The 11,947-nt window shown below is 42.8% G+C and carries 9 protein-coding genes; 8 read left to right on the forward strand and 1 reads right to left on the reverse strand.

Translation table 11 applies throughout. From position 1 onward, the window contains the following. Positions 1–71 precede the first annotated feature (71 nt). The 7 genes from JMY05_RS04470 (at position 72) to JMY05_RS04500 (ending at position 9,672) form a co-directional block, all read left to right on the forward strand. Positions 72–1,316 (forward strand): DUF819 domain-containing protein, encoded by a 1,245-nt coding sequence (locus JMY05_RS04470; RefSeq protein WP_045447311.1) that lies wholly within the window; start codon positions 72–74, stop codon positions 1,314–1,316. A 299-nt stretch (positions 1,317–1,615) separates the two neighbouring features. Further along, positions 1,616–2,164: a peroxiredoxin-like family protein gene (locus JMY05_RS04475; protein WP_201614255.1), complete on the forward strand. Its 549-nt coding sequence runs from the start codon at positions 1,616–1,618 to the stop codon at positions 2,162–2,164. 418 nt (positions 2,165–2,582) lie between these two features. Then, complete coding sequence (locus JMY05_RS04480) at positions 2,583–4,346, forward strand: hydantoinase B/oxoprolinase family protein (protein WP_201614256.1); 1,764 nt, start codon at positions 2,583–2,585, stop codon at positions 4,344–4,346. A gap of 49 nt (positions 4,347–4,395) precedes the next feature. Further along, the gene (locus JMY05_RS04485; RefSeq protein ID WP_045447309.1) at positions 4,396–6,477 is read left to right on the forward strand and encodes a hydantoinase/oxoprolinase family protein; all 2,082 of its coding nucleotides are present in this window, start codon (positions 4,396–4,398) and stop codon (positions 6,475–6,477) included. 168 nt (positions 6,478–6,645) lie between these two features. Further along, the gene (locus JMY05_RS04490; RefSeq protein ID WP_045447306.1) at positions 6,646–7,734 is read left to right on the forward strand and encodes an AraC family transcriptional regulator; all 1,089 of its coding nucleotides are present in this window, start codon (positions 6,646–6,648) and stop codon (positions 7,732–7,734) included. An 87-nt stretch (positions 7,735–7,821) separates the two neighbouring features. Continuing rightward, positions 7,822–8,832, forward strand: coding sequence for a virulence protein RhuM/Fic/DOC family protein (rhuM, locus tag JMY05_RS04495; RefSeq protein ID WP_201614257.1), 1,011 nt, complete (start codon positions 7,822–7,824; stop codon positions 8,830–8,832). A gap of 96 nt (positions 8,833–8,928) precedes the next feature. Then, the gene (locus tag JMY05_RS04500) at positions 8,929–9,672 is read left to right on the forward strand and encodes a zinc-dependent peptidase (protein ID WP_201614258.1); all 744 of its coding nucleotides are present in this window, start codon (positions 8,929–8,931) and stop codon (positions 9,670–9,672) included. 149 nt (positions 9,673–9,821) lie between these two features. Here the strand turns inward: JMY05_RS04500 and JMY05_RS04505 are convergent, their stop codons facing one another. Beyond that, positions 9,822–10,487, reverse strand: coding sequence for a hypothetical protein (locus JMY05_RS04505; protein WP_201614259.1), 666 nt, complete (start codon positions 10,485–10,487; stop codon positions 9,822–9,824). A 395-nt stretch (positions 10,488–10,882) separates the two neighbouring features. Between JMY05_RS04505 and JMY05_RS04510 the strand changes: the two genes are divergently transcribed. Continuing rightward, on the forward strand, positions 10,883–11,368 hold the full coding sequence (locus JMY05_RS04510; protein ID WP_045447303.1) for a hypothetical protein: 486 nt from the start codon (positions 10,883–10,885) through the stop codon (positions 11,366–11,368). Positions 11,369–11,947: the final 579 nt, after the last annotated feature.

Here is an 11,947-nt window from a genome sequence, read left to right on the forward strand (position 1 = left end):
CTGCTTGCGCGTTTTTTTCGCCTTGTCTATACTAACAAGCTTTTATTCATCGTGTGCTGCGGAGCTATTTGATGCCCGATATTTCTCATTTAACCATTGATAGCCTGCCATTGGCTTTTGGCATCATTATGACCATTATCGGTTTGGTTTTTTATACCCAAGGATTACCCGGTAAATTCTGGCAGCGCTTTTATGCGGTATTGCCGGGTATTGTGCTGTGCTGCTTTATACCTGCAACGCTTAATAGTTTAGGCGTCTTCGCTGACGGTATCGGCTCACAGATTTATGGCTTTACTGCCACTTATCTGTTGCCAGCAAGTTTGCTGTTAATGACCTTGTCGATGGATGTACCAAAGATATTGGGGCTAGGCTGGAAAGCCATCGCCATGTTTTTCGCCGCCAGTATCGCGATTATTATTAGTGGTCCAATAAGCTTAGGTGTCGCTAAATGGGTATCGCCTGAAATGTTTACCGATGACACGCTATGGCGCGGGTTTTCGGCGGTGGCGGGTAGTTGGATCGGCGGCGCGGCAAACCAAGCGGCGATGAAGGAGCTATTTGGCGTCAGTGATGATTTATTTGGAATGATGATTTTGGTCGATACCACCAATGCTTCATTATGGTTATTGGCTATCTTGGTATTGGCGAAGCATAGCGATAAGATAGATCGGCTATTGAGGGCAGACACCAGTAGTATTGAGAAAGTGATTAAGGCGGTTGAGAGTTATGAGCGTGACAATGCTCGTCCAGCCACTTTAAATGACTTGATGGTGATGTTTGGCTTATGCTTTGCTATGGTGGGTGTCGCACACTTTATTGGTGGTCAAATTGCAGGGTTTTTTGCGCCCTATAGCTGGGCAGTACAATACAGCTTTGCCAGCTCGTTCTTTTGGATGGTTGTGATTATAACCTTGATAGGGGTAATTTTTTCCTTTACCAAGATACGTCGCCTTGATCATGTGGGCGCTTCCAAAATTGGTACGGTATTCATCTTCATCTTGATTGCTGCTATTGGTATGCAAATCAATCTTGCGGGTATCGTTTCGCAATGGCGACTGCTCCTTATTGGTTTATTATGGATGAGCATTCACGTTGTCATTATCTTTGCTGTGGCTAGGATAATTCGTGCGCCGTTTTTCTTTTTGGCAGTCGGATCCAATGCCAATACTGGCGGTGCCTCATCAGCACCCATTGTCGCAACGGCATTTCACCCATCACTCGCGCCAGTTGGGGTGTTTTTGGGTATTCTCGGTTATGCGGTAGGTACTTTCGGTGGCTATATTAGTACCCAATTGATGCGCTTGGTAGTAGGGTGAGCTCGAATATAATGCTCAGCATTGGTAACGCTAGACGCTTCTGTAGTAACGCTAACTAGTCTGCGCTGTTAATCGCTATAATATTCATATGAGTCGGACTGGTTAGTATTGGTTGATAAACAGCTATGTTGACCCATCATATCTCTACAGAGAGAAAAACTTTCAATTTATGCCAATTTAATAACAAAAAGCCGACTTCACCGTCGGCTTTTTACTTGTAGTATCAATACATACCAAATTGAGCAAACATTCAAATTTGATATTAAATATTTTTAACTCAAAACTATAAGTATGAAAAAATGCAAGCAAACTACAACCCAAAAATCATTGCTGGTGCAACATTCCCCAATATAGAAGTACCCACTTATAATGGTGACATGACGCTATTGGGCAAGCCCGAAAATGGTCATGACTGGAAAATGGTGGTTGTTTACCGAGGTCAACACTGTCCCATTTGCACCAAATACCTCAATCAGTTAGAAACATTAAAATCAGCATTTAATGAAACGGGTGTCGACGTCATCGCTGTTTCAGGTGACAGCAAAGAGCAGGTAGCAAGTCATTTGGAAAAAATAAATGTAAGCTTTCCTATCGCCTATGATCTGACCGTTGAACAAATGAAAATGCTGGGTCTTTATATCTCCAACCCACGTTCAGAGAAAGAAACCGATCATCCATTTGCAGAGCCCGGCTTGTTTGTTATCAATACAGAAGGGAAGATTCAGATTGTAGATATCTCCAATGCTCCTTTTACTAGACCTGAGCTGGAAGCCTTGGCAAATGGTCTGGCCTTTATCAGAAATCCAGAAAACAACTATCCTATTCGTGGTACACACGATTATGCTTAAGACTGTATTATTGACGACGGCATTTTTTCTTGATGTCAGACATTTAATACGCTTAAGTGTGGCTGTAAACTCAAAACTAAACTAATAAATAGTCAAAGACGTAAATTCATAGGGCAGTGCATCATAACCGATGCATTGTCTTTTTTATTGCAAACGCTCTTTATTGTTAACATTCTCTCCAAAAGCTGAAATCACAAGACTTATTCATACAGGTGTGCACTCACAGTCAAAAACTCTGCACTGTCAGTCAATCTATTTGCTAACAACCTCGCTATAGTAAAAAAGCTTCGTCATTAGGATGGATGACAGCCATATAAAGAATGAGTGTAATTGTTAAGTATTGACGGCCACATTGGGCGCTATATTTTACAGAGCCACTCATATCTTCTGATATAAATTTCTAGACAGGGAGTCTCACATGAGCAACGCTCACACTTCAATTGATCCTATTACCTTGTCCGTCGTACGTGGTGCCTTAGAAACGGCGCAGCGTGAGATGACGACAACCTTAGAAAAAACCGCACGCTCTAGTGTCTTTAACTTAGCTCACGATTATAGCAATGCTTTGTTTGATCATTTGCCTGAGATGATTTTACAGGGTCAGGATATTCCTATTCATCTAGGCTCGCTCATGCCAGCCATGAAAGCCGTTGCCGAATATTATGGTGATGACATTCATGAAGGAGACGTTATTTATCACAACGATCCCGTGATGATGGGCAGTCATATCCTAGATTGCTGTATGTATAAGCCAGTGTTTTATAAAGGTGAGTTGGTATTTTGGACAGTATGCAAAGGTCACGTCACTGATATCGGTGGTCCAGTACCGGCAGGATATAATCCAGACGCTAAAGAGATATACGCCGAAGGGTTGCGCATTCCGCCTATCAAAATATGGGAAAAAGGCGTTAGACGTCGTGATGTCATTAACTTAATTCATAGCAACATGCGCTCTCGTCGTAACCAAGAAGGCGATCTCAATGCTCAGTATGGTGCGTGTGCAGTCGGTGAGCGTAACATGATTGCGCTATTAGACAAGTATGGCGTAGAGACCGTCCGAGCAGCGATTGAAGAGCTGAAGAATATGGCTGATACCCATATGCGCTCATTAATTTCATCTATTCCAGATGGCCAGTATCATGGTGAAGCGGTATTAGAAGATTCAGGTCATGGTTTGGGTGATTTGACCATTAGCGCTGATATTGAGATTAAAAATAGCGATGTACATATCAAGATTACCAGTCCACCGCAAGTACCTTACTTCATTAACTCCTATGCAGGCAATTCGATGTCTGGTGTTCTCCTAGGGCTGATGATGTTTGCCCAAGTAGACCCACCGTACAACGAAGGTTTATACCGCTGTGTCACGGTAGACTTGGGCGAGCATGGCACACTATGTAATGCCAAAGAACCTGCCCCTCATGTGAATTGTACTACCACACCGATGGAAACCTTAACGGATGCCGTGCGTATGGCATTTGAAGATGCCGCGCCAGATCGTGTGATTGCTTCTTGGGGTCATGCCTCTGGTATCAACATCTCAGGTATTGACCCAAAAACAGGGGAACAGTACGTCACTATGATTCTAGCTTCGATTATCTCTGGTGCTGGCGCGACTCAGCAGATGGACGGCTGGCATGCTTGCGGTCCTTTATGCTGCTTTGGTGCACTAAGCTCCGGTGATATCGAGCTACTAGAGTATCAATATCCTATTTTGATTCATAAATATGGATTGGCAGAAGACAGTGGCGGTGCTGGTGAGTATCGTGGCGGCTGCGGCACGGTATGGGAAGTTGAACCGTTGGGTCATGAGATGACGGTAGTTGCCTTTGGTGAAGGCCGTGAGCATCCGACGATGGGTGCCGCTGGTGCGGAGCAAATCTCACCTGAACTGAAGCTAGGTCGCTTGGAGATTATTCATAAGGATGGCGTCACTGATCTTCATAAGAAAAACATAATGACTGAAATACAACCAGGTGACCGTGCGCGTAATACCAACCCTGGTGGTGGCGGCTACGGCATCTCGTTTGCACGGTCGGTACCCGCAGTGTTAAAAGACGTCGAAGAAAGAGTGATATCAGTGGCAGCAGCTAAGACTGAGTATGGTGTGGTTATTGACCCACAAACGCTGGCGGTCAATGAAGCAGAGACGAATGCTTTACGTCGTAAGCTGACGGCATAAAACCCAAAACTAACTGATGATATTAAATAATTTGAGTTAAGGATGACTTATGAAAAATGATTTCCGTATTGGAGTCGATGCTGGTGGGACGTTCACTGACTTTGTTCTGGCCGAAAGAAGTGGCCATGTACATCTATTCAAAGCACCTTCTACTCCCGAAGATGGCACTTTAGCTATTGCCAATGGTCTACAGCAAATAGCCACGCAGTTTGACCGTCCTATTGAAGAGATTATTCAAGCATGCGACCTATGTATCAATGGTACGACCGTTGCACTAAACGCTCTGATTCAGATGAAAGGGGTGAAGGTCGGACTATTATGTACGGCAGGTCATGAGGACAGTATCGAGATACGTTTAGGGCATAAAGAAGAAGGGCACCGCTATGATGCCAGCTATCCGCCAGCACCGCAAATCGCCACCCGTGATCGTCGCTTTCCTATTCGGGGTCGTATTTTAGCTGATGGTACTGAACACGAGCCGCTAAATGAGCAAGACGTGCTCGATGCAATCAGAGCACTTAAGGAAAAAGACGTTCAAGCAATTGCTATCTCTTTCGTCTGGTCTATTCGTAATACTCAGCATGAGCAGCGTGCCAAAGAGCTGGTTGAGCAGTATATGCCAGGGGTATTCGTTTGCTGTGGCAGTGATGTCTACCCGCAGATCAAAGAATATACTCGCACCTCAACGACCCTAGTAAATGCTTATTTAAGCCCAGTAATGGCTTCTTATGTCCATAAAATTGACGACTACTTTAAGGCGTTAGGCGCTGAGCAGCCAGTACGTTACTTCCAGTCGAATGGTGGGCTTGCTGTCGGTAGCATCATGCGAGAGCGTGCAGTAAATGCCATTAACTCGGGGCCAGCATCTGCACCACAAGCGGGTCTGTATATTGCCAGTCCTTTTGGGATTGACGATATTATCACGGTCGACATGGGCGGTACTTCTTTTGACATCACCATGGCGAAGGCAGGCAGAACCAGCCTCAACCGCGATATTGATTTCTTACGTAATCGTATTGGCGTACCTATGATTCATGTAGAGACATTAGGGGCGGGCGGTGGCTCTATTGGGCATGTTAATACCTTTGGTATGCTAGAGGTTGGCCCTCAGAGTGCTGGCGCGACGCCTGGACCGGCATGTTATGGTAAAGGTGGTGACTTGCCAACCGTCACAGATGCAAACTTAGTATTGGGCTATCTACAGCCGAATGCGGTATTAGGCGGTAGTGTGACCTTAGACAAAGACAAAGCCGTACAAGCGGTGCAAACACACATCGCTGATCCGCTAAACATCGAGTTAGATCACGCCGCATTTGGTATCAGTGCTATCGTTAACCAAAACATGTCTAATGCCATTCGTCGTATTACTATCGAGAAAGGCTATGATCCTCGGGATTTTGCGCTAGTATGCGCAGGCGGCGCAGCTGGCATGCATATTATTGCTCTGGCTGAAGAGATGGGGATTGGGACTATTTTAATACCGAAAATCGCATCTTGTCTCTGTGCTTTTGGTCAAATTATCTCTGATATCAAGTATAACTACTTAGCGACACAGATGATGATTCTAGCGCGAGATGTAGAGTTGCAATCACTCAATGCCAAGCTACAAGAACTTGAAGAGCAGGGTGTACAAAAGCTGCTAGAAGATGGCTTTACAGATAAAGATATCAGCATCGAACGTACCATGGAGATGCGCTATGTTGGTCAGGTGCATGAATGTAACGTGCTTATACCGAATGGTAAGCTCGATGCTGAAAGTGTTAGCACCATCTTAGAGTTGTTCCATCATCGCCATCGTGAGCTTTATACTTATGATGAGCGTGATAGTCACGTCGAGCTGGTCAACATTGAGGTATCGGTAATTGGTAAAATCAGTAAGCCAAAACTACCGAGCCTTATACCGCAGCAAGGGGATATCAGTAATGCTAAAACGGGTAGCCGTGAGATGCTGTTTGATCAGTCCTATGACTGGATTGATACGCCTATCTATGACGGTGAGAAATTCGGTGCTGGTGCTATAGTCACAGGTCCTGCGCTCATTCAAGAGCCAACCACTACCGTGGTCATTAAAAATGGCTGGCAAGCAGAGCTGCATGAGACTGGAACCTATAAGCTGACTCGAGCAGCATAAAGCAAGTCTATAAAAGCAGGTTATAAAGAAAAATCAACTCAAGGCTTTAGGCATTAAAGAGCACTTAATGCCTAAAGCCTTTTTTATTTTATGATATAAAAGAGGATTATTGATGAATAACTGATAGGATATCAGTACAGTTGTATACCATATATTGAGTGTTCAAGGATGAATGCAAATCAGAAGCCAGACCATTATCAAAATACCTCTCATCAAACCTTACAGTTGCAGGCAGGTCAGACAAACGATACCTCTGCACATGATTTGTCAATGAATAAAAATCTTCTAAGCCCCTCAGGGTTAGAGATGCCAGCAACGGATAGCATACAAACCTTAGGTGCCTTTGACTGGAAACATACCATCAACGAGACTTATTTTGATCTTGATGTTAGTTTTCGGCAACCGAATAAGTTTTCTGGTTTTTTGCAACATGCTAAGCTTCTAGAGATAGGTGTTTCGCACTATCATGCTAATACTGTGCACTATAATCGCGGCAGACAGAGCTCTGGCTATATTGATGACAGTATTTTAATTACTTTTCCTATGACAGGCGACGTCCGTTTTACCCAAAAAGGACGGCAGCTGACCTCTAAACCCGGTCAATTCTTTATTGAACTGTCCAGCTTACCTTATGAGTTTTATCATCTGCATGAAGCATCATTGTATGTGATTAAAGTGCCTTTAGCGCTACTAACCCCGCAAATGGGTACTATAGAGCGGCAGTTTGCCCGCAGTCTATCTATTGATGAAGGGGCAGGCAGGTTACTGGTATTTCAAATTGGTCAAATACTGGCGCTTATTCATAACAATCATCTGGGTGATTTAGAGATAAAAATATTAGAGCAGCAGCTGCTTAACCTTATTGTATTGACATTGATCGCCCCGAAAGAGGTGATGATGAGTACCAGCTCGTCCATACAATCGGTGCACTTAAAGCGGATAGAACACTATGTAAGTCTAAACTTAGCAAGCTCTGACCTTAATCCTAAGACCGTCGCTGCTGCTTGTCATATCTCTGCCAGATACTTACACAAGCTGTTTTCCGATCTACCTTATACTTTTTCAGACTGGGTCAAGGAATTGCGTTTAAAGCAGGCCAATCATATTTTAAAAACCAAAAGCTATGTGACCATCTATGAAGTGTCGCATAGGGTCGGTTATGGCGACCAAGGTTACTTTTCACGCATTTATAAGCAGCATTTTGGTTATACGCCGCGGGATACTCCAGGCACAGGCACAGGCACAGGCACAGGATAGTCATTGTTATGTACTCTGTTATGCAGTCGCTGTATGATTTATACATTGAGCATTAGCGCATATATTTATATTTAAGGAAAAACTAAGATGACTGGTGCTACGAATGATAAAACAGCAAAAGTAGAGATATATGAAAGCGCTGATGGGAAGGCGCAGATAGAGATACGCTTAGAACACGACACACTATGGCTCTCACAAGCCCAATTGGCGACGCTGTTTGAAAAAGACTCGGATACCATAGGATTACATCTAAAAAATATTTATAAAGAAGGTGAGTTAGACCCAGAAGCAACTACCGAGCAATCCTCGGTAGTTCGTCAAGAGGGGAATCGGCAGGTTCGACGTAACATTCGCTTTTACAATCTAGATGCTATTATTTCTGTGGGTTATCGGGTTAATTCTAAAAAAGGTACTCAGTTCCGTATATGGGCAACGCAGCGCTTACGTGAATACTTGGTTCAAGGTTATACACTCAATCAAGAGCGCTTTGATAAAAACTCAAGCGAGCTACAACAAGCTTTAAATTTAATTCGAAAAACCGCGCAAAGTCCCGAACTTAACACCGATGAAGGACGCGGCTTGGTTGAAATTATCAGCCGTTATACACAGACATTCTTATGGTTACAGCGTTATGATGAAGGCTTGCTTGATAATCCCGCAGGGGAGGATGGCGGTATCTTACCCAGTCCGACTGAGGCGATGGCAGCGCTGACGGATTTAAAATTGCAGCTGATAAATAGAGGCGAGGCGACTGAGCTATTTGCTAAGCCTCGTGGTAATGGTTTGGACAGCGTACTGGGTAATTTACAGCAAACGGTGTTTGGTGAGCCTGCATATCCGACCATCGAGAGTAAAGCCGCGCATCTGCTATATTTCATGGTCAAAAATCATCCTTTTACCGATGGTAATAAACGCAGCGGTGCTTTTTTATTCGTGGATTTTCTGCATCGTAATAATCGACTGCTCAATGATAAAGGTGAGATGGTTATTAATAATACGGGGCTTGCTGCATTGACCTTGTTGGTTGCCGAGTCTGATCCCAACCAAAAAGAAACCTTGATTAAGCTGATTATGAATATGCTGTCATTAGAGGGTTGATAAACAGGCTTATTGTCAGCATTATTTAACATCATAAAACGCATAACGCTAATAATAAAAAGCACAGTCCAACGATAAAATTAAAGGAAATTCAATATGTTTAGCATGATAAAAGACTGGCGCGAGCAGCGCATACTGGACAATAGCGAGTTTACCCATGCTGACTGGCTGCAAGCGGCTCAGCGTATTGTGATACTTGATCGGTTGAACGAAGACGAGCTAACACGCTTGTTTGAGCTGGCGACGCTGTTTTTGGCGGATAAGTCGATTACTGGCGCGCAGGGTTTCGAGATTACCAATGCGGTGCGGCAATCCATCGCCTTACAAGCTTGCTTACCTATCTTAAACCTTAGCCTTGAGTGGTATGCTGGCTGGTCAGCCATTATCATTTATCCTGGTTCCTACAAGAGCGAAACTACCACTGTCGATGAGCTGGGCATTGTCCATGAGGGCAGTCAGCACCGTAGCGGCGAAGCATGGCTGCGCGGCCCCGTTATTCTGTCGTGGAAGGATGCCAAACACTCAGGGGAGCGCGATGGTCACAACGTCGTCATTCATGAGTTTGTACATAAGCTTGATATGTTAAATGGTCGTGCCAACGGCTTTCCACCACTGCAAACCGATATGGATCCTGCGCGCTGGACTGAGATTATGACACGAGACTTTGAGGATTTTCAAAGCCATCATAAATCAGGTCTTGATCGTTATGGCGCGACTAATCCAGCGGAGTTTTTTGCGGTACTCAGTGAGGTATTTTTTGAGACGCCGCAAAAGCTGATCGATGCTTACCCAGATATTTATGAAATTATGGTGAAATTTTTTCGCCAAACACCACTTTAATCAAAATCATTAATAGTCACTATTAATGTTCGATAATGAATATATAGACATGAAAAAGCAATAAAAAAGGGCAGTGCATGGGTTTCATGACACTGCCTTTTTTTGGCTTATTTTTCCTTTAAGTCTATGTTTTTATAGATAAAAAATATTTAAGTTGTCCATTGCTCATTCACAATAGCGACCAAATAGCGTTTACCTTCATACTCTTCAAACACTAAACGCATGATGCGCCAATCCATACCAGCGTATTCCTCCGAGCCTTTATGATAAAACTCGACAACCTCTGAATTGGGATAAATTTTCTTTAGGTTATTAATCATATTCCCACTGTGTTGGAACTCATTAATACTGATACTGGCATTGTTAAATTTGCTAGCATCAATCCACGTGTCTAAATATGTAGGTAGTGGCGTGACGAGTAGATCGCCCGTACCGTCTTTTTCACCCCAAGTAAAACGAATTTTAGACTGTTGCAAATATTGGGCGAATTGTTCACGGCTAAAGACTTTATCTGTCTCAGGACGCACATAGGCATACATCGAAAAACGGACGCCACGGGTCGGATGAATATCATTGGTAATGCGAGCAAAATCTTTATTCGCAAGCGCGCGCTGAATACGTAAGGCTTGCTGCTTAAGGGTTTGCTGACTGATATCGGAGACAACGGGCGTTGATGAATGGCCGTTAGATTGATTTGGAGTGGCTATATTGGATTCAGCAGAAGATTGACAGCCAGTTGCTGCTAGCGCCAAAGCCAATGTGCCGCCAACGGTTAATTTAGATGAACGGTCTTTGAAGGTAGATAATAGGGTCATGAAGCATCCTTATCGCAGTGGTTAACGAAATATACGTTACTGTGAATATAAATGAGAAAATTTCACAAGATTACTGAGCAAAAATTTATTATTTAAAAGTTACTAGGGTGTGTCCTTATTCTAAAAATGGTGATAAAAATGAGATAAATTGCCGTCAAACAAGGAAAGTAGCGCAAATAATATCAAGATATTCATAAGCTATTTAACGATGTTTGGCAAAATTTAGCCATTTTTAGTCCATTTAGATAATAATCGATTGAATTGAGGACACGCCCTAAGTAACAGATCGTTTTTAGTAGATAAACCGGAATGATACGATAATACAGCAGAGTCATAATATGGTTATGATGTAATGGTTTATAACACTTATATCATTGAAGCTCGTAGAGAACGCCATGCCAACATATTATTCACTGACGCTGCTAGCTATGGGACTGATAGCAACCAATTCTGCTATAGCTGATATAGCAGAGTCAACTCAGACTTATGCAGCCATAAAAATAGCGACCATTAGCAACATGTATCAGCAAGACGTCAGCAATCAAGGCATGGATAATCCGGTCGTATTGCAACAGTATGCCGACCCAGATCTACAAGCCGCGATGCAGATTGAGCAAGACTATTTTGATAGAGAGCAAATATCTTGTCATGTTGATTATGATGTATTGTGGGATTCGCAAGATCCTGATTATACCCAAGACAAACAGTTTTCGATGACTGACCAAGGATTGGTGCAAGTGAGTTTGGCACATGGCAGCAATGTCTATTATGAGTTGTCATGTAATGGTACCGATGACGATGCTAATTGCCGAGTAGCAGATGTGATTTTAGATGAAGATGGCAAGTCTTTGCGCAAGCATTTACTAGAAACCTGTCGCTAGTAAATGTTGAGTATTATTTTTATTAATATCTAAATATAAAAAGCTATAAACCCTAAATAAGAATCACAGTACCAATCATGAGAGCTTATAAATGGCACTGTATAAAACTATGAACCTAACTTCTAAAGCCATTGGTTTGTTTTCGCATAATGTATATTATGTTAAATAAACAGTATCTGATAGTAAATTCATGGGGGTTATGTTATGCATCATAAACAACTAGTTAGTTTAGTTAATAACCGTTTCAAATGTATTGCAATCATCACTATAGTAAACCTTAACTAAATCTTCTTTATCGCTTATCGAAGCTTTAAAGCTAAACTGTTTGATGAGCTCGCTCTATGTATCACCATCATACTGGCTACATCTGCCAGAATAGCCAATCAGCACTTTATCCAATTCCTCATTCCTAATCATCACCCAACAGCCAAATTCACTATCATTCAATTGTTAGCATCTTAATCATCTGGCTCTTTGGTAAGAATGCTTTTGCAATACGTTAGGCATATAAAGATATCACTACCTATAGATTATTAGCTTAGCTCAAAAATCATCACTCTTTTGGTTATCTGTTATTTC

Source organism: Psychrobacter sp. JCM 18902 (assembly GCF_904846615.1).
In the GTDB taxonomy this organism is placed as follows: Bacteria; Pseudomonadota; Gammaproteobacteria; order Pseudomonadales; family Moraxellaceae; genus Psychrobacter.

Coding starts and splice junctions, on each gene's coding strand:
- JMY05_RS04485 (WP_045447309.1), top strand. CDS start 4,396: ATGAAAAATGATTTCCGTATTGGAGTCGATGCTGGTGGGACGTTCACT.
- JMY05_RS04500 (WP_201614258.1), top strand. CDS start 8,929: ATGTTTAGCATGATAAAAGACTGGCGCGAGCAGCGCATACTGGACAAT.
- JMY05_RS04505 (WP_201614259.1), bottom strand. CDS start 10,487: ATGACCCTATTATCTACCTTCAAAGACCGTTCATCTAAATTAACCGTT.
- JMY05_RS04480 (WP_201614256.1), top strand. CDS start 2,583: ATGAGCAACGCTCACACTTCAATTGATCCTATTACCTTGTCCGTCGTA.
- JMY05_RS04475 (WP_201614255.1), top strand. CDS start 1,616: ATGCAAGCAAACTACAACCCAAAAATCATTGCTGGTGCAACATTCCCC.
- JMY05_RS04510 (WP_045447303.1), top strand. CDS start 10,883: ATGCCAACATATTATTCACTGACGCTGCTAGCTATGGGACTGATAGCA.
- JMY05_RS04490 (WP_045447306.1), top strand. CDS start 6,646: ATGAATGCAAATCAGAAGCCAGACCATTATCAAAATACCTCTCATCAA.
- rhuM (WP_201614257.1), top strand. CDS start 7,822: ATGACTGGTGCTACGAATGATAAAACAGCAAAAGTAGAGATATATGAA.
- JMY05_RS04470 (WP_045447311.1), top strand. CDS start 72: ATGCCCGATATTTCTCATTTAACCATTGATAGCCTGCCATTGGCTTTT.